We start from the raw sequence: 22,742 nt of genomic DNA, 5'->3' as shown, positions 1-22,742 counted from the left end.
TGGAGCGGCCGCGTGCCGGCGACCGCTCCAGATCGCACTTGAAACCTGAAACAGTGGAGGAAACACATGCGACGGCAATTTTTAACATCAACAACGGCCCTTGTCCTGTTGCTCGGCGCAGGCAATGCCTATGCCGGGATGGATGAGGCAAAAGCCTTTCTGGACAAAGAGATAGGCGACGTATCGACGCTGTCCCGCGCCGACCAGGAAAAGCAAATGCAGTGGTTCATAGACGCGGCCAAGCCCTTCGCGGGCATGGAAATCAAAGTCGTGTCTGAAACCTTGACGACCCACCAGTACGAGTCTCAGGTGCTGGCACCGGCCTTTACCGCCATCACCGGCATCAAGGTCACGCATGACGTCATCCAGGAAGGCGACGTCGTCGAGAAGATCCAGACCCAGATGCAGACCGGCCAGAACATCTATGACGGCTGGGTCAACGATTCCGATCTGATCGGCACGCACTGGCGTTACCAGCAGGTGCGCAACCTGACCGACTGGATGGCGGGCGAAGGCAAGGACGTTACCGATCCGATGCTCGACGTCAACGACTTCATCGGCACCAAGTTCACCACCGCGCCGGACAAGAAGCTCTACCAGCTTCCCGACCAGCAGTTCGCGAACCTCTACTGGTTCCGTTACGACTGGTTCAACGATGAGAAGAACAAGGCCGACTTCAAGGCCAAGTACGGCTACGAGCTCGGCGTGCCGGTCAACTGGTCGGCCTATGAGGACATCGCGGAATTCTTCACGGGCCGCGACGTCAACGGCAAGAAGGTCTATGGCCACATGGACTACGGCAAGAAGGATCCGTCGCTCGGCTGGCGGTTCACGGACGCCTGGCTGTCGATGGCCGGCAATGGCGACAAGGGCCTGCCGAACGGTGTGCCGGTCGACGAATGGGGCATCAAGGTCGATGCAAATTCGCGACCTGTCGGCTCGTGCACCGCGCGCGGCGGCGACACCAATGGACCGGCATCGGTCTATGCCATCCAGAAGTATCTTGATTGGCTGAAAGCCTATGCGCCGCCGGAAGCCCAGGGCATGACCTTCTCCGAATCCGGCCCCGTGCCGTCGCAAGGCAATGTCGCCCAGCAGATCTTCTGGTACACAGCGTTCACCGCCGACATGGTCAAGCCCGGCCTTCCGGTGATGAACGACGACGGCACGCCGAAGTGGCGCATGGCGCCGTCTCCGCACGGCTCCTACTGGAAGGACGGCATGAAGCTCGGCTATCAGGACGTCGGATCCTGGACTCTGATGAAGTCGACGCCGACCGACCGCGCCAAGGCCGCCTGGCTTTATGCCCAGTTCGTCACCTCGAAGACCGTCGATGTGAAGAAGAGCCAGGTTGGCCTGACCTTCATTCGCGACTCCACGATCCATGACAAGAGCTTCACCGAACGTGCGCCGAAGCTCGGCGGTCTGATCGAGTTCTATCGCTCGCCGGCCCGTGTGCAGTGGACGCCGACCGGGACCAACGTGCCGGACTATCCGAAGCTGGCGCAGCTCTGGTGGCAGAACATCGGTGACGCATCGTCTGGTGCCAAGACACCGCAGGAAGCCATGGATTCGCTCTGCGCCGATCAGGAAAAGGTCATGGCACGTATCGAGAAATCCGGTGTCCAGGGCGACATCGGACCGAAGATGGCCGAAGAGCATGACCTTGCCTACTGGAACGCCGACGCGGTCAAGGGCGGCAATCTGGCGCCTCAGCTGAAGCTCGAGAAGGAAAAGGACAAGCCGATCACCATCAACTACGACGAACTGGTCAAGAGCTGGCAGAAATAGGACTGTCCTGTGCGGACGCTCGCGTCCGTGTGAAATTGGGGGAGGCGGCATGTTGCCGTCTCCCCTGTTTGTGTGAAGGCGGAGGACGCAATGAGCGGTTTTGTGCTGGCAATCGACCAGGGTACGACATCGACGCGGGCTATCGTGTTCGATGGCCAGATGAAAGTCGCCGGTAGCGGCCAGAAGGAATTCGCGCAGCACTATCCGGCCTCCGGCTGGGTCGAGCACGACCCGGAAGAGATCTGGGCAAGCGTCGTCACGACCGTGAAGGCCGCGCTGAAGAATGCTGGCCGCGAAGCGTCCGATATCGCCGCTGTCGGCATCACCAACCAGCGCGAGACCGTCGTCGTCTGGGACAAGGTGACCGGCAAGCCGATCCACAACGCCATCGTCTGGCAGGACCGCCGCACCGCGCCGCTCTGCCAGAAGCTGAAGAAGCAAGGGCTGGAGAAGAAATTCACGCGTAAGACCGGCCTGCTGCTCGATCCCTATTTCTCGGGCACCAAGGTCGCCTGGATACTCGACAAGGTGAAGGGCGCCAGGAAGCGCGCCGAGAAAGGCGAGTTGCTGGCCGGTACCATCGACAGTTTTCTGATCTGGCGGCTGACCGGCGGCAAGGTTCACGCTACCGACGCCACCAACGCCTCTCGCACGCTGGTCTACAACATCGCGGAAAACGCCTGGGACGACGAGCTCTTGGCCATTCTCAACATTCCGGCAAAAATGCTGCCGGAGGTCAAAGATTGCGCCGATGATTATGGAGTGACCGAGAAAAATCTGTTTGGCGCGGAGATAAGGATCCTCGGCGTTGCCGGCGACCAGCACGCCGCGACCATAGGCCAGGCCTGCTTCGAGCCGGGCATGATGAAATCCACCTATGGCACAGGCTGTTTTGCGCTGCTCAACACCGGCGCCGATCTGGTGCGTTCGAAGAACCGGCTCCTGACCACCATCGCCTATCGGCTGAACGGCAAGACCACCTATGCCCTGGAAGGCTCGATCTTCATCGCCGGCGCTGCCGTGCAATGGCTGCGCGACGGGATCAAGGTGATCGGCAAGGCCGAGCAGAGCGGAAAACTCGCCGATGAAGCCGATCCGACGCAAAACGTCTATCTGGTGCCGGCCTTTGTCGGTCTCGGCGCGCCCCATTGGGACGCCGAGGCGCGGGGCGCGATCTTCGGGCTGACCCGCAATTCCGGTCCGGCGGAATTCGCCCGCGCCGCCCTGGAGGCCGTCGCCTATCAGACCCGCGACCTGCTCGACGCCATGCGCAAGGACTGGAAGGGCACTTCGGCCAAAACGGTGCTCAGGGTCGATGGCGGCATGGTGGCTTCGGATTGGACCATGCAGCGGCTGGCCGATATCCTCGATGCTCCGGTCGATCGCCCGACCATCCTTGAGACGACAGCGCTGGGTGCGGCCTGGCTTGCCGGCTCGAAGGCTGGTGTCTGGCCCAAGGCGAAGGAATTCGCCAAAAGCTGGGCGCTCGAGCGGCGGTTCAAGCCGGAGATGGATATCGCCACCCGATCCGCCAAGCTGGCAGGCTGGCGCGATGCTGTGCGCAGGACGCTAAGCGTGTCATAACGGTCACCACGGAACGAACCTGAGGGTGGGGGACATGCAGCCAGACTGGTATCCTGCTTGGCGCGACGAGGCGTTTGAACAGCTGACCGCGAAGAATGCCATTTTGGAGAAGGAGTTTCGCCTCGGCCACTGGCCGCGCCATGACTATGACCTGACGACCGGCAGGCTTCTTTTTTCGGACAATGCTACCGTCAAGGTCGTTGCCGAGATTCAGATTGCTGGCTCGATAAGCGCCAAGGCCGGTAACTGGCTTTGGGCTTGGTCGAATTCCAACTTGCCCAACGAACTTCTTGCCGACGCCAAACGCGTTCGTTCCTTCGGCGAGGAGAATGATATTGCCGAACTTCAGCAGGCTTATGTGACCGACACGACAGATGACCTGGAAGCACTCGGCTGGGAACTGACCGCGGCAATGGTGCGGGTCTGCGACGCGCTCGGCGCCTATCGTTCTCCGCGCGGGGAAGGTGGAGGCCTTTATCTGGCGCTCAAAAGCGCAAGCTGGGCCAGTTGAAGGGAAACTTCATTCCGCTGATGGGGATGAAAGTTTCGACGAAAAGGCCCGCGCCATTTCCAGCGCGGGCCTAGATACTCAGCTACCGATACCTGGGGTCAGTACGGTGAGCGGCACTGCTGACGCGGTCCGTAGTTCGGCTGGAATGTGTTGTCCGATGCACGGTAGCTCCGATAGCGGTCGTAGCACCACTGGACATGCGCGTTGCCTTCGTAGACGCGGTTGTTCTCGCTGTTGACGATGGCACCCGTAATCAGCGCGCCAGTCGCGAAAGCTGCCAGCGGGAACCAGTAGTCGCCGTGGCGGCGATAGCCGCGATGATATTCGCGATAGCCGCGATGGCCATTCCAATAGCCGTCGCCATTACGCGCAAAGTTACGATTGCCGTTGAAATTGCGGTTGAACTGGCGGTTCTTCATCCACGGCTTGTAATCGACCGTCTGCACATCGCTCGAAGCCGATGCCGCTTGCGGCACCAACATCTGCGCGGCATTGGCAGGCAGAGCGGTCGCGGCAAACGAAGCCGACAGGGTGGTCGCCAGTATACCCGATACGATCTTTTTCATGGTCTTCTCCTTTGAAAGGGTGATTGACGTCCCTTGTGTCGAGACAACGGGTGGTTTTGGGGAAGGTTCCTCGCTAAAATCCCAAGTTGCTGAATTGTAATGTTTCTCCGGCCTCCCGCCAGCGCCGACGTGGGGTGATGCCAGCGCTTCGCCGGCGCGTTGCGCCGTCGATCGAAGCCGGCAGAGGGCCACAGTGGAAAGGCGCGCGCGGTATGGCTTGCGGATACTCTTTTTCCGGTTGACCGGTCGAGGCACTCTCCCTATGTTCCGCGCAATTTCGAGGGTCGCCCTTTCGCGCCCGCGGGAGCGCGTAGCTCAGCCGGTAGAGCAACTGACTTTTAATCAGTAGGTCATGGGTTCGAATCCCATCGCGCTCACCACAATTTCAATGAAGTGAATAGACTACGCGAGGCTGATGGGTTGTTTTGCCATAGGGCCGCATTGGTGTGCGCGTAGTGTCGGTAAGGAGAGGTCGATAGGCTTGCCATTGGCTTTCAATGGTCGTGCAAGTCCTTCGACACGTTAGGGTTCCTCAAATCGGGCGCTTCGACCCCACCTGCCGGTCCTCGATCTATTCGGCGCCGGTAACGGAACACTATCAGCTTCACCACAACCCGCGAGCTTGTCGGGAGCTCTGAATGTCCGCATTCGCTGCGTCAGGAGGGTTCCCGGCCGAGCATGCCCAGCCTTCATTCTCGACGGCAGCGATGGCTGCATTTGCGGTGAATCAATGCGCGCGCTGTCCGCGGCCTCCATAGATGTCGCAAGCGCTGGCATCCAGTGGTTAGGCCTGTTGCGAAGGGGAGGCGAAATCTCATGAAGCCAACAGCATGTCTCTGCACGGCGACGTACCCGGAGGCGACCACAGCCAAGATCGCATTGAATGCGGTCGCGCTTGCCAAGCAGATCGACGCGGCGCTTCATGCCGTCGCCATTAGTGTCGACATTCCCGACGTTTCGAACGCACTCTCAAAATATCTGCTGGATCTTCCCTACAAGATACGGGAGGTCGAGGCCACCAGTCGCAAGCGTGGCAAGGATTTGCTGGAGGCGATCGGGCAAGAAGCAATGCGGGCCGGCGTGACCCTCACCACGCAGGAACTGACCGCGCCCCCGGCCCTCATGGGAGATACCGCGGCCGAGCAATGCCGATATTTCGACATCTGCCTGATCGGTTGGGCGCCGGACAACGAAACGGCACGAATGACAGCTGAGGCGGTTGTGTTCGGGTCGGGTCGACCGACGCTGATTTTTCCGGATTCCACGGAGGTTGGCGTGCTGGACCATGTGGTCATCGCCTGGGATGGCAGCCGGGTGGCGGCACGGGCCGTTGCCGATGCACGACCGTTCCTGGAGCGTGCTTCGACGGTAACGGTCGTGACCGTCACGGACGAAAAAACGCTTCCCGGACATGGTATCGGCGAACGCCTTGCGCTGGGTTTGAGGGCGCGTGGTCTGATGGCCGGGGCCGCCTCCATCCAGGCAGGGGATCGTTCGATCGGAACTGCCCTCCAGGAACACGCTCTCGGGCTTGGCGGCAAGCTGCTGGTCATGGGTGGCTACGGTCATTCCCGCGTCAGGGATTTCGTGCTTGGCGGAGCCACCGAAGGCATTCTCACGGATCTGCGCCTGCCTGTCCTGCTCTCGCACTAGGTGGTGGCGCAATGAGAGGCGACACGTATCCAGTCCTGCGTTTCCGCGGCGCGGCCCATGGCGTCACCGGTTCATGCTATGAGCTCGAGACGCCATATTCGCGCGTCCTTATCGACTGCGGCTTGTTCCAGGGATCGAAGACCGAACGGGAATTGAACTACGCGGCGTTCCCGTTTCCCCCGGATGTGATTGACGCTGTCATCCTTACGCATGCGCATATCGACCACAGCGGCCTTTTGCCGAAACTGGTCAAGCAGGGGTTTTCCGGTCCCATCCATACGACCCGCGCCTCCATCGATCTTTGCTCGGTCATGCTCCCGGATGCGGCGCATATCCAGGAGATGGAGGTGGAGCACCTGAATCGGCGCAACGCGCAGCGCGGGCGGCCGCCGGTTGAAGCGATCTATAGCCTGCAGGATGCGGCCGCGTGCATGACTTTGTTTCGCGCCGTGGAATACGGCGCATGGACCACCGTCGCCGACGGCCTTCGCGCCCGCTTCTGGAACGCGGGCCACCTGCTTGGTTCCGCATCGGTGGAAATCGAGATCGACCAACATGATGCGCCACTGCGCATAGTCTTTTCGGGTGACATCGGCCCGGGCCACAAGCTGCTTCAGGCCGATCCAGAGGGGCCTGCCGGCGTCGACTATTTGATCTGTGAATCGACCTATGGCGACCGCGACCGGACGGACGTCTCGCCCGAAGGGCGGCGATCGCTGCTCGGCGACATCGTGCGCGCCGCCGCCGAAGCGGGCGGGCCCCTCATCATTCCGTCCTTCGCTGTCGAGAGGACGCAAGAACTGCTGGTCGATCTGTTTTTGCTTATGCAAGCGGGCGAGGTGCCGTCAGCCCCAGTCTTCGTTGACTCGCCGCTGGCAACACGCGCCAGCGCGATTTTCGAGCGGCATGCCAACGAGATCGAACAGGGTGAGGTGCTGCGCCAAGCGCTCAACTGGAAGGAATTGCGCTTCACCGAGACGGTGGAGCAGAGCAAGGCGATCAACCGCCTGAGCGGCTTCTTCGTGGTGATCGCCGCCAGCGGCATGTGCGATGCGGGACGCATTCGCCATCATCTCAAGGCCAATCTCTGGCGCAGGAACGCCACGGTCATGATGGCCGGATATCAGGCCCAAGGATCGCTCGGCAGAATTCTGCTCGATGGCGCGCGGCGCGTGCGCATCCAAGGTGAGGAAGTGGAGGTCAAGGCACATATCAGCCTGTTCGACCTCTATTCCGGCCACGCCGACGCCAGCGAGCTGGTCGCCTGGCTCAAGGCCCGCACACCGGTGAGGCAGCGGGTGTTCCTGACGCATGGGGAGGACGCCGGTCTCGGCGGCCTGCGGGGAAGGCTTGCAGGACTTATACCCGACGACAAGGTCATCATCCCAAGGCTGGACGATGCCTTCCAATTGACCCCCAGCGGCAGTTTGGTGGTCGAGTTGAACGAGCCACGCCGTCTGAGATCGGAGAAGATTGCCCGCCTCGACTGGCACAACGACCTTTCAAGGCTTCTCCTGGACGTAAACCAAGCGGTGAGCGCCGCCGCCGACGAACGGGGTCGCGCAGCGATCATCAGGCGCATGCGCAGGGCGCTGGAGGACGCGGATGCGTAGGGTCGCGAAGCGATGAACCGAAAGCACGCCAACGCGTTGGTCTCCATTCGCTGCAGATCGACGACCACAAGCCCATGTCGCGCTCCGGCGACGGGCGCCAACAGGATGGGAGCCAGACATGACCGAGCATACGACGATACCAGCTTCCGGTGGCCTTCTGTCGGATCGCGAGCTGCATGATATCGATGCCTATTGGCGCGCGGCCAACTATCTGACGATCGGCCAGATCTACCTGCTCGACAATCCGCTGCTGCGCGAACCATTGCGGCTGAAGCACGTCAAACCGCGTCTCCTCGGCCACTGGGGAACGTCGCCCGGATTGAGTTTCATCTATGCCCACCTCAATCGCGTCATCCGGCTCAGGGACGCGAATGTGATCTATATCTGCGGTCCCGGCCACGGTGGCCCGGCAATGGTGGCGAATACCTACCTGGAAGGCACCTACAGCGAGCTCAATCCGGACATTGCGATGGACGAGCAGGGGATGCGCAAGCTCTTTCGGCAGTTCTCGTTTCCCGGCGGCATACCCAGCCATGCAGCACCGGATGTGCCCGGCTCGATCCATGAGGGTGGCGAGCTGGGCTATTCGCTTTCGCACGCCTACGGCGCGGCCTTCGACAATCCGGATCTTGTGGTCGCCTGTGTTGTCGGTGACGGCGAGGCTGAAACGGGGCCACTGGCAGCCGCATGGCATTCCAACAAATTCCTCAATCCCGCGCGTGACGGGGCGGTTCTGCCGATCCTGCATCTGAACGGCTACAAGATCGCCAATCCGACCATTCTTGCCCGCATTCCCGAAGAGGAATTGCGCGCGCTGTTTACCGGCTACGGCTATGAGCCGCTGTTCGTGGAAGGTCACGAACCGGCCTTTATGCATGAGCGGATGGCGAGCGTGCTCGACGATGCGTTTGATAGGATCCAGACTATCCAGCATGCCGCACGCAACGGACTGGCGCCGACCGCGCCAAGACCAAAATGGCCAATGATCGTGCTGCGGAGCCCGAAAGGGTGGACGGGACCGAAAGAGGTCGACGGTCTGAAGACCGAGGGGTTCTGGCGCTCGCACCAGGTTCCCTTGTCAGGCCTCGCCGAAAATCCCGCCCATCTCGCGCTGCTCGAGGAATGGCTGAAAAGCTACCGGCCGGAGGAACTGTTCGACGCCGCCGGTGCTCCTGTGGCGGCGATCCGCGCCACGGCACCGCAGGCGACGAGACGTATGAGTGCAAACCCGCATGCCAATGGCGGCCTGCTACGCAGGTCTGTCGATCTGCCGGGCTTGCATGACCACGCCGTTTCACTTGAGCGCCCCGGTGCGGTCAAGGCCGAGTCGACTCGGGTCATGGGCAGCTTCCTGCGTGACGTCATGCGGTTGAACGAGGCCGCGAAGAACTTCCGCATCGTCGGCCCGGACGAGACTGCCTCGAACCGCCTTCAGGACGTGTTTGAAGTCACCGAGCGCGGCTGGATGGAAAAGATCCTGCCCGAAGACGTTCATCTCGGGCGCGACGGCCGGGTTCTCGAAATCCTCTCCGAGCACACTTGCCAGGGGTGGCTGGAAGGCTACCTGCTCACCGGGCGCCACGGCCTGTTTTCCTGCTACGAGGCGTTTATCCACATCGTCGATTCTATGTTCAACCAGCATGCGAAATGGCTGGATGCCTGCCGCGAGATCCCGTGGCGCCGGCCGATCTCATCGCTGAACTATCTGTTGTCCAGCCATGTCTGGCATCAGGAACATAACGGCTTCAGCCATCAGGACCCTGGTTTCATCGACGTCGCCCTCAACAAGAAGGCCGACATCGTTCGGGTCTACCTGCCGCCGGACGCCAACACCTTGTTGTGCGTGACCGACCATGTGCTGCAGACCTGGAACCGCATCAACGTCATCGTCGCGGGCAAGCCGCCGTCATGGCAGTGGCTGTCGATGGACAAGGCGATCGTTCACTGCCGGGCAGGGATCGGCATCTGGGACTGGGCGTCGACGGATGATGGGGCGGAGCCTGACGTCGTGATGGCTTGCGCCGGCGACGTCCCGACCCTCGAAACGCTGGCCGCGGTGCAGATCCTCAGGCAAGAGGTTCCGGACCTCAGGATCAGGGTGGTCAATGTCGTCGACCTGATGACCCTTCAGCCCAAGGAATTTCATCCGCACGGTCTTTCGGATCGCGAGTTCGATGCGCTGTTCACCACGGACAAGCCGGTCATCTTTGCCTATCACGGCTATCCCTGGACCATCCATCGCCTGACGTATCGGCGCACCAACCACGACAACATCCATGTGCGGGGCTACAACGAGGAAGGCACAACGACGACGCCTTTCGACATGACCGTGATGAATGGCCTCGACCGCTACCACATTGTCGAGAGCGTGCTGCAATGGGTTCCGCGATTGGGGCGCGTGCGCATCGGCCTGAAGCAGAAAATGGACAGCAAGCTGCTTGAACATCGAGCCTATATCCGCTCCCATGGGCAGGATATGCCGGAGATCCTTGACTGGAAGTGGGGACAGGGTCCCGATGCGGCGCCGAAGCGTCCGGTTTGAACGGACACCCGTTCGCGAGCGCATGGGAACGGCAACATTTCGGATGGCCTCATGAGCGATGCGATCCTCGTCTTGAACGGTGGCTCTTCGAGCCTGAAGTTCGCCGTCTTCGAGAGACGCGGCGAGCTACCGCCGCTCTTGCGCGGAAACGTCTCGTCTCTGGGTCAACAACCGCGGCTGCGTGTCGAAGCCGCAGCCGGCAGGCCCAAAATCGACAGGAGCCTGAGCAAAGAACCGATCGATATGGGCAAGGCGTTCGCGGCGGTTGCCTCCGTGCTCGCCGAAAGCGATCTCTTGCGCCGCATCGACAGGGTAGGGCACAGGATCGTTCACGGCGGGCGCGACTTCACCGCAGCAACGCAGCTCGACGAACGCACGCTCAAGGCACTGCGCTTGCTCGAACCAATGGCGCCTATCCACCAACGGATCAATCTCGAGATTGTCGCGCTGGCCACCGCACTCCTGCCGCAGGCCGTCCAGATAGGATGCTTCGACACGGCGTTTCATTCGACTCGGCCGGAGCTTGCCAAAACCTACGGGCTGCCGCGCGCGATGACCGAGGCAGGCATCGTTTCCTACGGCTTTCATGGGCTGTCCTACAGCCACATCGCTGCGAAGCTGCATGACCGGTACGGCGCCGGCGCCGGCGGCCGCACGATCGTCGCTCATCTCGGCAGCGGGGCCAGCCTGTGCGCCATGGACGCCGGACGAAGCGTCGCCACGACGATGGGGTTTTCGACCCTGGACGGCCTTGTCATGAGCACGCGTTGCGGTGCGCTCGATCCGGGGGTCATCCTCCACTTGCTGCGGGAACGGCGGCTGTCCGGCGAAGACCTGGTCATGCTTCTCTACGAGCAATCAGGCCTACTCGGCGTGTCTGGCATATCTGGCGATATGCGGACCCTGATCGGCTCGGAGGATCCAGCCGCCGCTCAGGCTGTCGATCTCTTCGTTTATCGGATCGGACGCGAGATAGGATCGCTCGCCGCTGCCATGGGGGGACTGGACACGCTGGTGTTCACCGCCGGCATCGGCGAAAACGCGCCGTTGGTCCGGGAAAGGATCGGCGCCGCCGCGGCCTGGCTCGGGGTTGGCATCGATAAACAGCGAAACCGAAGAGGCGAGGAGGTTGTCAGCAATCCCAATTCCCGCGTCGATGTCCTTGTCATTCCAGCAGATGAAGAACGTGCCGTCGCGGCAGAGATGTTGGTCTTTGCGTCTTCGGCAAGCCAGGAGGGGTCGGGCCCCTAGCCGGCTGATGGCACGCCCAGTTCCCTTCGAACCTGGACAAGCGTCGCATCGTCGGGATCGGTCTTCACGGTGAAACCCATGTCGCGCTCGACCTCGATCGCAGTACGGTTTTCACGACTCTCGATCGCTTCGATCGCTTCGAGGCCAAGTCTTTCGGCATATTTCGAGATATAGGCGAGCAGGTCCCAGCCAACGCCCAGATGCTTGCGATCCGCGCGAATGCAGATCGCGACCTCGCCGGTCCGGTCGGCGCGATCGCTTGCCAGGGTCGCAACGGCGATCAACATCCCGTCGGTCGAGAAGGCCACGAAATTGTGGATATGGGCGTCGTCTGAACGCGTCATCGCCACCAGCCGTTCATGCGAAACTTCCTTCACAGCGCCAAGAAAGCGGAAGCGAAGGTCTTCCGCGGTCACATGCGTGAAGAACTCCGCCAGCGTCGGCTCGTCTTCTGGGCGCGCGCGACGCACTTCGAAGCGAAATCCGGTGTGGGTGGTAAGTGTATCGTTCATGACGCCAAGGTCCCTGATTTGAACTGATTTTACGCTCTCTGCTTGGGAGGGCTCATTCGCCCATGGTCTGCAACACGTCCTGCTTGAGGATTTCGACACTGCGCAGGTTGAGCAGGCGGATCACGCCCTTGTCCTTCAGTCGGGTGAAAACCCGTGACACGGTCTCGATGGTCAGTCCGAGATAGTCGCCGATGTCCACGCGCGACATCGGAAGTTCCACCTGCCGCAGACCGCCTTGGCGCTCCACCATATCGACCAGGAAGGCGGCGACGCGTTCGATGGCGTTCTGGCGACCCAGTACGAGGAGGTGTTCCTGGGCTCTGGTCAGACCCTTGAGCGCCAGGGGCAGCAACTGATGGGACATGTCCGCCCCACCGGTCACGCGGAAGACGCGTACCCCGGTGGCATTGATCGCTTCGGCGAAGAAATGGTGCGTCGTGCCGGCTTCGAAGCCGAATGTCTCTCCAGCCAGGTGGAAGGCACTTATCTGCCGGCGGCCATCGGCAAGCAGGCGATAGATACGAACAGCGCCGAACTCGACCTGGTAGAAAGCTCCCGCCTTCTCGCCCTGGGCATAGATCTCTGAACTGGCTGGAAAGAACATAACTGGCTGCAGCGGCCCGGACTCGAGTGGCGCTGGCCGGCCTGGCTGAGCAAGATGCGACGACAATGAAATCGTGGCGGACGTGTAGACTTGCATGGCTGTCTTCCCGGTTGATCCGTGACACAGCAATCGCGCAAATCGACGCGCGCCGAAATTCGGTTATGTCCCTACGGGAAACTACCTAGGCGAGGGTCTGAACGTCTCCCGGCCGCTCTTGGCGTAGGCTGCGATCTCGCTGCCAGCCGACCCGGCGTCTTCGGCTTTGCCGATGGTGCCGTACTATCCGCGATATGCCGACATCCGCGGTTGTGACTGTCGTGGTTGGCAGCTTGGTTATTGCTCCTCCGGATTATCTCGCGCATGGGTGTTGAGCCGGATCAAATCATTCACGCCGCAGATTGCGTATGGTTTGCCTACGCTCGGGATAGGTTGAATGCGCATCGCGATCCTGTCTGATATTCATGCCAATCGCGAGGCGTTCGACGCAGCCCTGGAGGCCGCCCAAAAGCGCGATCCGGACGAGGTGGTGTTGCTCGGCGATCTGGTCGGCTACGGGCCGGATCCCGTCTATGTGATCGAGAAGGCCGTCGATCTGGTGGCGCGCGGCGCGCTTTGCATCATGGGCAACCATGACGAGGCCGTGGCGCGGAACCTGGGCAACATGACTGAGAATGCGCGGTTCGCAGCCCAGTGGACCCGCGAACGCCTCGCCTCCACGCACCTCGATTTCCTGGCGCGATTGCCGCTTTCACTGCAATCCGAGAACCGGCTGTATGTGCACGCCAGTGCCGACAGACCAGCGAAATGGTCGTATATACGCGACGTCGATGCGGCAGAACGCTGCCTGGCTTCAACGGATGCCCGGTTCATTTTCTGCGGCCACACCCACGTGCCGGCCATCTACTATGCTCTACCGGGGCGTCGACCGATGCATTTTCAGCCGCTGGACAACGTTGCGGCGCCCCTGTCCGCGCTGGGGCGGCATCTGGTAATTGCCGGCGCTGTTGGTCAACCCCGCGATGGCAACCCGGCGGCGTGCTTTGTTCTTGTCGACACACAACGCCACGAGGTCACGATGGTTCGTGTCCCCTATGATCATGAAGAAACGGCACGCAAGATCCAGGCCGCCGGTCTGCCCGGCTGGCTTGGCATGCGTTTGAAGATCGGCCGTTGAGGAGAGGATACCCATGCAACGGTTTGAGGCAGGGGCAGTCATCGATGGTTTCGAGCTGGCGGAAAAGCTGCCTGCCGGCGGCATGGCATCGCTCTGGCGGGCGACCAACCCGCGATACGATTTCCCGCTTGTGCTGAAGATACCGTTTCTCGACCCGGGCGGGGATGTTTCAGTCATCCTCGGTTTCGAGGCGGAAGAACTGATCCTCAAACGCCTGTCAGGCCCGCATGTGCCGCGTTTTGCGGCAGCCGGCAGCTTGTCGCGGGTGCCCTATCTTGCCATGGAGTTCGTGGCCGGCACCGGCCTGGCTGATGTCGTCGGCGACGCGCCGCTCCCCGTGGACGAGGTAGCAAGGATCGGCACGGAGATCGCGACGGCACTGGCTGCCCTGCACCGGCAGAAGGTCGTCCATCTCGATCTCAAACCCGAGAATGTCATCCTCGCCGAGCGCGGGGCGGTGCTTCTCGACTTCGGGCTCGCTCGGCACGCGGAGCTTCCCGATCTCCTCGGTGCGGAAAGCTCGGTGCCGATGGGCACGGCCGCCTATATTTCACCTGAACAGGTGCTCGGCGAGCGGTCCGATCCTGCAAGCGACTTGTTCGCACTGGGATGCATCCTCTATCAACTGGCAACGGGCGAGGAGCCGTTCGGGCGGCCGGCGACTCTGGCGGGGATGAAGCGCAGGCTCTACCACGCTCCAAGGTCGCCGAGAGATATCGACGAAGCCATTCCGCGCTGGCTGGAAGCCGTCATCCTGAGATGCATGGAAGTCGACAGGTCTCGACGATATGTCGAGGCGGCACATCTTCTGTCAGACCTGAGGAACCCCGACCAGGTGGTGGTCGCCAGGCGCAAACCCCAGGACAAGGGGGTATGGGCCGCGATCGCCAAGCTGTTTCGCAAGACGGATGAAAGATCGCTTGTCGGCAAACCGACCTTGTCGAGGAAGCAGGCCGGACCGTCAATCGTGCTCGCCGCGGTCGATCTGGCCAATGGCAGCGATGCGCTGGCGGGCGAGGTCCTCAATGAAACCGCTCGAGTGCTTGCCTCGCGCGAGGATTCCTGGCTGGCCTGCGTAACGGTCCTGAGGACCGAGATCATCGGCGAGACGCGGGCGGCCGACGAATCCGGGCGCCCGGTCTACTTGAAACGGCTGGTAGCGCTGAAGGATTGGGCTCACCCACTTCATCTGCCGGAAGACCGCATCAGTTACCATGTGCTCGAAGCGGTGAGCCCCGCTGATGCGATCCTCGACTATGCCGAGCACAATGATGTCGGCCACATCGTCGTTGGCGCCCGGGCATCCTCGGCAATCCGCCGCCACCTCGGCAGCGTTTCGACCAAAGTGGTCGCGCAGGCTCTTTGCTCGGTCTCGGTGGTCCGGTTGAAGGTCGTCGAGGAACAAGCGCGGCCGCTTTGATGCGTCTCGATCAGGACCAAGGGGCGTTTGACTCCGATCAAGGAAGGCTGGTGTCCTTGCCCGTCAGATGGTTGTTCAAACGGAGAACGGCCATGCAGACGAATGCAACGCCTCGATACGACGCCAGCGTCAACACGACTGGCTGCTGCGCCAGATTCAATCCGGAGGGCTGGGAGGGGCAGGAACTGCACTTCAGGGACAAACGGTTTGTCAAAGCCACGACGCGCAGCGTCATGCATATCCCGGTGAACATGGGCAGCGTCTTCGCGCGCGTCAACAGACACATCGAGGACGCCGGTGCTTCCGATCCCGATCAGTTCATCGTTCTCAGCAGGGATGTCTCGCCCTGGAGCAGCGAGCACCTGTTTGCCGTCTCGAAACCTGTCGCCGGCGAAGAGATGACCACGCTGAGCGGCGACTATGTGACCAAATTGTTCGAGGGGCCATACAGCCAGGCGAGGACGTGGGACGAAGAAATGCGGGAAATTGCGCGTCATCGAAACGCAGAGGGGCGCGAGGTCTATTTCTTCTACACAACATGCCCGAAATGCGCCAAGGCCTACGGCAAGAACTATGTGGTCGCCATCGCGGCGGTCGCCTAGGATCGTCCAGCTTCGGTGGCTAAAGCGCCGGGCGCGACCCAGGTGCCGCGTTCCCCTCTTACGATTGCGACGGCGTCATCGAGTTTGCCGATCGCCGCGGGTTTGCCCGTTTCTTCAGCGAATTCGATGGCTGCACCGACCTTCGGTCCCATGGAGCCGGCTGGAAAATTCCGCCCCGAAATCTCCCTGGCGGTCACGCGCCGAAGCGCATGCGCGGATGCTGTTCCATAGCCGACATAGACGGCGTCGACATCCGTCAGCATGAGCAGCATGTCGGCCTTCAACGCGCGAGCGAGAAGCGAGCTTGCCAGATCCTTGTCGATGACGGCCTCCACGCCGCAAAGACTGCCGTCATCCCTAGCTATCACCGGAACTCCGCCGCCGCCGGTGCAGATGACGATCACACCGCGTTCGACCAAGAACGAAATCACGGACGCTTCCAGAATCTCCAGCGGCTTGGGCGAGGCCACGACACGGCGCCATTTGTCGCCATCGGGCCCGATCTGCCAGCCGCGCTCGCTGGCAAGCCTGTTTGCGGTTGCCTTGTCGTAGACCGGGCCGATGGGCTTCGTCGGGTGAGCGAAAGCCTGATCCCGCGGATCCACCTTCACCTGCGTCAGCAGGGTGGCGAAAAGCCTCTCCTTGAGGAGGTTGCCGAGTTCCTGCTCGATCACATAACCGATCATGCCGGCACTCTCGGCGCCAAGCACGTCGAGCGGAAATGTGGCACCGTCCGAAGTGGCCGCTGCCTGCAGGGCCAGAAGTCCCACCTGGGGCCCATTGCCGTGCGTGACGACAATCGAGTGCCCTTCGTCGACGAGTGCCGCGAGCACCGAAGCGGCACGCACGATGTTGGCGCGCTGGTTGTCGGCTGTCATCGGTTCTCCACGACGCAGCAATGCGTTTCCGCCGAGCGCAACAACGACAAGCATCTCAGTTGCCGATCGTGGCGACGAGCAGCGCCTTGATCGTGTGCATCCGGTTTTCGGCCTGGTCGAAGACAATCGATGCACCCGACTCGAACACGTCGTCGGTGACCTCCATGCAGTTGATGCCGTACTCCTTTGCGATGAACGCGCCGATCTCGGTATCGGTGTCGTGGAATGCCGGCAGGCAATGCATGAATTTGACGTGGGGATTGCCGGCGGCAGCCATCACCTCGCCGGTGACCCGATATGGTGTCAGAAGACGAATGCGCTCGGCCCAGCCCGATTTGTCCTCGCCCATCGACATCCACACATCGGTGTAGATGAAATCAGCATCCTGGGCGCAACTCGTCACGTCCTCGTCGAGCCGGAAGCGGCCGCCGCTTTGTGCCGCCAGCTCTCGGACATGGGCGCAGAATGCCTCGTCCGGCCATAACTCCCTCGGCGAGGCTATGCGCATGTCGATGCCGACCTTGGCAGCGCCAAGCGCCAGCGACAGCGCGACATTGTCGCGCCCTTCGCCAACGAAGGCGACGGTCATGTCAGAAAGATGCTTGTGGGTGAATTCGCGCATGGTCATGAAGTCCGCGAGAATCTGCGTCGGATGCGCTTCATCGGTGAGGCCGTTGTAGACGGGCACGCCGGCATGCGCGGCAAGCAGTTCCGCCTGATGCTGGCCAAAGCCTCGGTATTCGATCGCGTCGTACATCCGGCCGAGCACGCGAGCAGTATCCTTCATCGATTCCTTGTGGCCGATATGGCTGCCGGTGGGGCCGAAATAGGTAACATGAGCGCCCTGGTCATAGGCCGCCACCTCGAACCCGGTCCGCGTGCGCGTCGAATCCTTCTCGAAGATCAACGCGATGTTCTTCCTGACAAGACGCGGGATTTCGTGGCCGGCAAGCTTGGCTGCCTTCAGGTCGGCTGCAAGCTTCAGCAGGAAACGGATCTCATCGGCCGTGAGATCGTCCAAGGTCAGGACAGAGCGGCCATGAAGATTGATCGACATGGGAATTCCTTTCGGTTCAGGCCGGGTCGCGCACAATCGGGCAGGTCATGCAGTGCCCGCCGCCTCGGCCGCGGCTGAGTTCGGCGCCTTCGACCGTGATCACTTCAATCCCGGCCCGGCGCAGCAGTGTGTTGGTGTAGACGTTGCGGTCGTAGCCGATGACCACGCCGGGCTCGACCGCAACGACGTTGTTGCCATCATCCCATTGCTCGCGTTCGGCCTCGTAGCGGTCGCCGCCGGTGGCGATGATGCGCAGCGACTTCAGACCAAGGGCTTCCGCGACCACCGTCGTGAACGGCTTTGCCTCATCGGTGACCTCGACGGCCGTCTCTCCATCGCCAGGCCGCAGTGAGAAAGTGCGCAACCGGTCGACCACCGGCGGATACAACGTGACAAGGTCGCGATCGCAGAAGGTGAAAACGGTGTCGAGATGCATGAAACTTCGGTCCCTCGGCATAAGCGCGGCAATCACACGCGTCGCCTCGCCGGCGGCAAACAGGCTGCGCGCGAGATCGCTGACGGCTTGCGGCGTGGTGCGCTCGCCCATGCCGACGAGAACCGCTCCACCACCGATCGGCATGACGTCGCCGCCTTCCAGGCTGGTTCCTGTTCCCAGATCCGGCGAAACAAAGGGTATCCCGCTGTCGCGGAAGCGGGGATGGAAGCGGTACACGGCTTCGACATTGGCCGCCTCCGGGCGCCTTGCAGGCCAGTACATGGAATTGACCGAGACCGACCCGTAGATCCAGCAGGAGCTGTCACGCGTGAAAAGCTGGTTCGGCAGCGGCGGCAGTACGAAATCCTGAGGAGCGAGCGTCCTTCCGGTCAGGCCCTTGGGTTGGAAAGGAAGCTCTGCCCTGGCAATGCCGCCGACAAGGCAGGACGACAGTTGCTCCGATGGCATCTCGTTGAGCCATCCCCGCAGTTCGCCGACCATGTCCAGCCCGACGACGCCGGGATGAATCCGGCGGTCGAGGAGCCAGTCCCGGGCCTTGCTCAGGCTCATTGTCTCAGCCAGGAGTTCCCCGAAGGAATGCGCCAGCACACCGCGTTCTCGCAAGGTATCGACGAAGACGTCATGCTCCTGGCGCGCCCGCTTGACCCACAGCACGTCGTCGAAGAGCAGCGCCTTGCAGTTGTCCGGCGTCAGCCTGCGCAGGCTGAGGTCCGGACGGTGGACCATCACCTCGCGCAGCCGGCCGACTTCGGAATGGACACCCAGGCCTGTCATCGCGTCAATCCTCGCACAGCGCGCCTCTCACAGCGGACTGACAGCGCCGGTCCACATCTCGTAGACGGCGAGGATGGCGACCGCGATGAGGGTTCCGGCGAGGGCGGCCTCGGCGGTATGAAACACGCGCTGATTGGTTTCACGGCGCGCCCAGACGTAGAAGATGATGCCTGGGGCATAGAGGATCGCGCACATGAACAGGTAGGCCGGCCCTGCCGCATAGACGAGCCAGAGGCCGTAGACCGTTGCCACCAACCCCGCGAAAAGCGGGCCAGTGCGTTGCTCGCCGCCCTCGTAGCTCTCGCCGGTCAGCGCGAGTTTGGCAGCGTAAGCTCCGGAAAATATGTAGGGAACAAGGATTGCGGCCGAAGCGATATAGAACAATGCCTGATAGGTGCTTTGCGCGAACAGCGTGATCACCAGGAAAGCCTGGACAAGGAGGTTGGTGATCAGAAGCGAGGTCGCCGGCACACCGCGGTCGCTTTCACGGCCGAAGAATTTCGGCATTGTCCCGTCCTTGGCGGCGACATGTGGAATTTCTGCCGCGAGCAGCGTCCAGCTCAGGAAGGCGCCAATCACCGATACCACAAGGGCGAGGTTGATCAGGATGGCACCCCAGGGTCCGACAACCGCTTCCAGCACGCCCGCCATAGACGGATTCTTCAGCGCGGCGAGTTCGGGTTGGCTGAGGATGCCGAGCGACAGCAACGACACCAGGGCGTAGAGCGCAAGGCAGGTGAAGAAGCCGAGAACAGTTGCCGTGGCGATGTCCTTGCGACGTTCCGCACGGCCGGAAAAGACGCTGGCGCCTTCGATGCCGATGAACACCCACAGGGTCACCAGCATCGTGCTCCTCACCTGTGCGGTGATCGACCCGAGACTGGCGTTGCCCAGACCGGTGAAGTCCAGCGACCAGACTTGCAGTTTGAAGGCAGCCACGACAACCCCGATGAACAGGACGATGGGAGCGATCTTTGCCACCGTGACGATGAGGTTCACGACCGCTGCCTGCCGGATACCGGCGAGAACCAGGACGTGGATCAGCCAAAGCAGGATCGATGCGCCAAGCACCGCCTGCCATGTGTTTCCATCACCGAAGGCGGGAAAGAAATAGGACAAGGCGCTGAACACGATCACCGCGTAGGAGACGTTGCCGACCCAAGCGCTGATCCAGTAGCCCCAGGCGCTGTTGAAGCCGATGAAGGGGCCGAAGCCGGCCTTGGCGTAGGCGTAGGGCCCCGAGTCCAGCTCGGGCTTGCGGGTGGCTAGCGATTGATAGACGAAGACCAGTGCCAGCATGCCCACGGCTGTGATCGCCCAGCCGATCAGTATGGCAAGGGGGCCGGCCCCTGCAGCCATATTCTGCGGAAGGCTGAACACGCCGGAGCCGACCATAGAACCGATCACCAGTGCGGTGAGGGCGCCTAGACGAAGTTTCGTCGGCGCCGCAGCGGCGACTGTCCGAACCGGGACGTTGATATCAGTCGTAGTCATGACGCTCTCCCTAAGCTGAAGGCTCTGATGGGAGGCAATAGACAGGAATCCAGCACCAACGGCTTTGATGCGGGTCAATAAGCGTCTTCTGGATGAAAGAGTGCCGTTGGTGTTCCGGTTCTGGGTCGCCGCACCAATGCCTGGTCTCGTCCGTGCCGCCCTTGTCGCATCGCGTGCGTCGAGGACCATGTCGAACAGGGAGCTACCGACTTGCGCCCCGAAATCGTCCAGGGCGCAAATCGGATTTGGTCGGTCGATGGGTCGTCAGGCAATGTCCGCCGGCTCGGCCTTGCGTTTTCGCCCCGTGATCATGGCCCGTACCAGGTTTTCGCGATGGCGAAAGCTAGCCAGCACGACGCCGCCTATATGGAAAAGGACCAGCAGAAGCAGGCCGTGCGCGCTGAGGCTGTGCGTCGTTTCGACCCACGACACGCCGAAATAGGCGTCCGTCGTCATCATCCAACCGGTCAGTGCGGTTGAGCCCATCGCCGCGATCAGCATGAGTATCATTGCGCCGCCGGCAGGGTTGTGGCCGATGTAGCGGGCTTCGCGACCGTGCAGCAACGCCCAGAGGTAGCGCAGCACCGTTTCCGGGTCACGCACGAATTGCGAGAAGCGCGCATAGGGTGTGCCAAGGACACCCCACGCGAGCCGCGTCACGACCAGCCCGCCAGCGGTGTAGCCAGCCCAATGGTGGACCTCCTCCGAAGAATGGGAGGTGAGCCAGGCTGTAACGAAGCTGAGCACCAGCGCCCAGTGAAAGCCTCGCACAACTCGGTCCCAGACGCGCACCATCTCCAGCGATGGTTGCGCGTCCGCCGCTATTGAAGGGTTCCGATCAGTTTTCGCCGGCTTCGGCATTGTCGAGCTTTTCAAGGGTCTCGGCATTGTAGGCGAGATTCACTTTCTTGCCGGCCTTGTCGACTGCGTAGACTTCGTAGCAACCCTTCTCGACCTTGATCTGGCGGACGGTGAGACCTTCGCCGGTCAATTGTGCCTCGAGCGTTGCCTTGGGCTTGAACTGTGATTTCGGCGCGGTGCTGCAGCTGCCGCCAGCCGCGAGCGCCGGTCCTGCAATCATGCCGGCGAGAGCGGCGAGGACGAGTGTGCGATACATAATGGCTCCATTCGAGGGTTGGGCGCGGATGTTGCGCCTTGAGGGGTGGATTCGACCGGTTCGGCCAGACGGCGGTATGGGACCGTCATTGGTGCGGGATAGCCAATTCAACCTGACAACTGGCTGACAGCCACATAGGGACCGCCGACCGGGCTCAGCGCCGATCGGTTTGATCTGGCGCAAGGATCGCGGGTGGCGCCGCGAGCAAGATGATGGCTCGGATAGGGAGCGCTTCTGCTGCTATCCCAAGGAGAAAAGTCATGAACACCATATCGAGGAGAGCCACGCTTGGGCTTGCCGCCGCAACGCTTATGATCGGCAGCGCCGGCGCGACCCGGGCGGCTTCGATTGTCCAGGTCTCTTTGTGGGACCAGGGGGCAAGCGTGCAAATGCCCATGGGGCTCGCCTATGCGACGCCCGGGATCGATCTCTCCAAGGCCACCATGGGTATCAAGGCTTCCCCCGGAACGGCGAAGGCCGGGGAGGTCACATTCAGTGTGAAGAATGACTCCAAGGACACCGTCCACGAAATGATCGTGATGTACCTTGCCGATCCCAGCAAGCCGCTTCCCTATGTTGATGCCGAGAACCGGGTCGACGAAGACAAAGCCGGCGACAAGGGCGAGGTTTCAGAGCTCGATCCTGGCAAATCAGGCACATTGACCGTGGATCTGAAGGCTGGAAAATACCTGCTTATCTGCAACGTACCGGGTCACTATGGAGCCGGCATGTGGGCCGAATTCACTGTCGATCCATAGGCTAGCCGGGATCGCCGGTCCTGTCGGTCTGGCTGCCGCACAACGGCAAGGTTACGACCGAAGGCAAGGTCAACGGTCGGGCCGAACTGGCTTGACGAAACAGGCGGATCGGGTGGTCCGGGCATTTTGCCCGCAGCGTATGGAGCGCGTCATGAAAGCGATGGTGCTCGAAAGGGTCGGCGCCCCCTTGAGGCTGGTCGACGGGCCCGATCCCACGCCTGGGACGGGCGAGATCAGGCTCAAGGTCGAGGCATGCGCTGTCTGCCGCACCGATCTGCACGTCATTGATGGGGATTTGCATCATCCAAAACTGCCGCTCATTCCGGGTCACGAGATCGTCGGCATCGTCGATTCTGTGGGCAAGGGCGTCGCGCGGTCCAGGGT

At 61.8% G+C, this 22,742-nt stretch carries 21 protein-coding genes and 1 tRNA gene; 13 read left to right on the top strand and 9 right to left on the bottom strand.

The window, feature by feature from the left end:
• Window positions 1-66 precede the first annotated feature (66 nt).
• From C1D09_RS04545 to C1D09_RS04535, 3 genes are all read left to right on the top strand, one after another.
• On the top strand, window positions 67-1,791 hold the full coding sequence (locus tag C1D09_RS04545; protein WP_143973191.1) for an ABC transporter substrate-binding protein: 1,725 nt from the start codon (window positions 67-69) through the stop codon (window positions 1,789-1,791).
• A gap of 90 nt (window positions 1,792-1,881) precedes the next feature.
• Window positions 1,882-3,375, top strand: coding sequence for a glycerol kinase GlpK (gene glpK, locus C1D09_RS04540; protein ID WP_143973190.1), 1,494 nt, complete (start codon window positions 1,882-1,884; stop codon window positions 3,373-3,375).
• A 34-nt stretch (window positions 3,376-3,409) separates the two neighbouring features.
• Window positions 3,410-3,886 carry a DUF6882 domain-containing protein gene (locus tag C1D09_RS04535; protein WP_143973189.1) on the top strand — a complete coding sequence of 159 codons (477 nt, stop codon included), beginning with the start codon at window positions 3,410-3,412 and terminating at the stop codon, window positions 3,884-3,886.
• 98 nt (window positions 3,887-3,984) lie between these two features.
• Here C1D09_RS04535 and C1D09_RS04530 read toward each other — a convergent pair whose 3' ends face one another.
• Complete coding sequence (locus C1D09_RS04530; protein ID WP_143973188.1) at window positions 3,985-4,452, bottom strand: BA14K family protein; 468 nt, start codon at window positions 4,450-4,452, stop codon at window positions 3,985-3,987.
• Between the two features lie 304 nt (window positions 4,453-4,756).
• Here C1D09_RS04530 and C1D09_RS04525 point away from each other — a divergent pair.
• The 5 genes from C1D09_RS04525 (at window position 4,757) to C1D09_RS04505 (ending at window position 11,511) form a co-directional block, all read left to right on the top strand.
• A tRNA-Lys gene (locus C1D09_RS04525) sits at window positions 4,757-4,832 on the top strand.
• 436 nt (window positions 4,833-5,268) lie between these two features.
• A complete protein-coding gene (locus tag C1D09_RS04520; RefSeq protein ID WP_143973187.1) occupies window positions 5,269-6,105 on the top strand; it encodes a universal stress protein in 837 nt (278 codons plus the stop codon).
• 11 nt (window positions 6,106-6,116) lie between these two features.
• Window positions 6,117-7,718 carry an MBL fold metallo-hydrolase gene (locus tag C1D09_RS04515; protein ID WP_143973186.1) on the top strand — a complete coding sequence of 534 codons (1,602 nt, stop codon included), beginning with the start codon at window positions 6,117-6,119 and terminating at the stop codon, window positions 7,716-7,718.
• Between the two features lie 118 nt (window positions 7,719-7,836).
• Window positions 7,837-10,260: a phosphoketolase family protein gene (locus C1D09_RS04510; protein WP_143973185.1), complete on the top strand. Its 2,424-nt coding sequence runs from the start codon at window positions 7,837-7,839 to the stop codon at window positions 10,258-10,260.
• A 51-nt stretch (window positions 10,261-10,311) separates the two neighbouring features.
• Window positions 10,312-11,511 carry an acetate/propionate family kinase gene (locus C1D09_RS04505; RefSeq protein WP_143973184.1) on the top strand — a complete coding sequence of 400 codons (1,200 nt, stop codon included), beginning with the start codon at window positions 10,312-10,314 and terminating at the stop codon, window positions 11,509-11,511.
• Here C1D09_RS04505 and C1D09_RS04500 read toward each other — a convergent pair.
• Both C1D09_RS04500 and C1D09_RS04495 read right to left on the bottom strand, forming a co-directional pair.
• Window positions 11,508-12,023, bottom strand: a complete 516-nt coding sequence (locus C1D09_RS04500) for a GNAT family N-acetyltransferase (RefSeq protein WP_143973183.1) — start codon at window positions 12,021-12,023, stop codon at window positions 11,508-11,510. The two genes, C1D09_RS04505 and C1D09_RS04500, sit on opposite strands and share 4 nt — an antisense overlap.
• A 52-nt stretch (window positions 12,024-12,075) precedes the next feature.
• Window positions 12,076-12,723, bottom strand: coding sequence for a helix-turn-helix domain-containing protein (locus C1D09_RS04495; protein WP_143973182.1), 648 nt, complete (start codon window positions 12,721-12,723; stop codon window positions 12,076-12,078).
• A 337-nt stretch (window positions 12,724-13,060) separates the two neighbouring features.
• Between C1D09_RS04495 and C1D09_RS04490 the strand changes: the two genes are divergently transcribed.
• The 3 genes from C1D09_RS04490 (at window position 13,061) to C1D09_RS04480 (ending at window position 15,823) form a co-directional block, all read left to right on the top strand.
• A complete protein-coding gene (locus C1D09_RS04490) occupies window positions 13,061-13,801 on the top strand; it encodes a metallophosphoesterase family protein (RefSeq protein WP_143973181.1) in 741 nt (246 codons plus the stop codon).
• Window positions 13,802-13,814: 13 nt separating this feature from the next.
• On the top strand, window positions 13,815-15,221 hold the full coding sequence (locus C1D09_RS04485; protein ID WP_143973180.1) for a bifunctional serine/threonine-protein kinase/universal stress protein: 1,407 nt from the start codon (window positions 13,815-13,817) through the stop codon (window positions 15,219-15,221).
• Window positions 15,222-15,313: 92 nt separating this feature from the next.
• On the top strand, window positions 15,314-15,823 hold the full coding sequence (locus C1D09_RS04480; protein WP_143973179.1) for a hydrolase: 510 nt from the start codon (window positions 15,314-15,316) through the stop codon (window positions 15,821-15,823).
• Here C1D09_RS04480 and arcC read toward each other — a convergent pair.
• The 6 genes from arcC to C1D09_RS04450 form a co-directional block, all read right to left on the bottom strand.
• The gene (gene arcC / locus C1D09_RS04475) at window positions 15,820-16,755 is read right to left on the bottom strand and encodes a carbamate kinase (RefSeq protein WP_143973178.1); all 936 of its coding nucleotides are present in this window, start codon (window positions 16,753-16,755) and stop codon (window positions 15,820-15,822) included. The two genes, C1D09_RS04480 and arcC, sit on opposite strands and share 4 nt — an antisense overlap.
• Before the next feature lies 1 nt (window position 16,756).
• Window positions 16,757-17,758 carry an ornithine carbamoyltransferase gene (gene argF, locus C1D09_RS04470; protein ID WP_143973177.1) on the bottom strand — a complete coding sequence of 334 codons (1,002 nt, stop codon included), beginning with the start codon at window positions 17,756-17,758 and terminating at the stop codon, window positions 16,757-16,759.
• 16 nt (window positions 17,759-17,774) lie between these two features.
• On the bottom strand, window positions 17,775-18,989 hold the full coding sequence (locus C1D09_RS04465) for an arginine deiminase (protein ID WP_143973176.1): 1,215 nt from the start codon (window positions 18,987-18,989) through the stop codon (window positions 17,775-17,777).
• 27 nt (window positions 18,990-19,016) lie between these two features.
• Window positions 19,017-20,483, bottom strand: a complete 1,467-nt coding sequence (arcD, locus tag C1D09_RS04460; protein ID WP_143973175.1) for an arginine-ornithine antiporter — start codon at window positions 20,481-20,483, stop codon at window positions 19,017-19,019.
• Window positions 20,484-20,747: 264 nt separating this feature from the next.
• On the bottom strand, window positions 20,748-21,278 hold the full coding sequence (locus C1D09_RS04455) for a cytochrome b/b6 domain-containing protein (RefSeq protein WP_143973216.1): 531 nt from the start codon (window positions 21,276-21,278) through the stop codon (window positions 20,748-20,750).
• 43 nt (window positions 21,279-21,321) lie between these two features.
• Window positions 21,322-21,600, bottom strand: coding sequence for a PepSY domain-containing protein (locus C1D09_RS04450; protein ID WP_056587822.1), 279 nt, complete (start codon window positions 21,598-21,600; stop codon window positions 21,322-21,324).
• Between the two features lie 260 nt (window positions 21,601-21,860).
• Between C1D09_RS04450 and C1D09_RS04445 the strand changes: the two genes are divergently transcribed.
• Both C1D09_RS04445 and C1D09_RS04440 read left to right on the top strand, forming a co-directional pair.
• Window positions 21,861-22,358 carry a cupredoxin domain-containing protein gene (locus tag C1D09_RS04445; RefSeq protein WP_143973174.1) on the top strand — a complete coding sequence of 166 codons (498 nt, stop codon included), beginning with the start codon at window positions 21,861-21,863 and terminating at the stop codon, window positions 22,356-22,358.
• Between the two features lie 151 nt (window positions 22,359-22,509).
• A partial coding sequence (locus C1D09_RS04440; protein ID WP_167514488.1) for an alcohol dehydrogenase catalytic domain-containing protein occupies window positions 22,510-22,742 on the top strand: 233 nt, incomplete at its 3' end.

The organism is Mesorhizobium intechi, from assembly GCF_002879535.1.
GTDB classification, from domain to species: domain Bacteria; phylum Pseudomonadota; class Alphaproteobacteria; order Rhizobiales; family Rhizobiaceae; genus Mesorhizobium; species Mesorhizobium intechi.
Note: the sequence above shows the minus strand (reverse complement) of the source record. Positions and strands in the feature narration are given on the sequence as shown.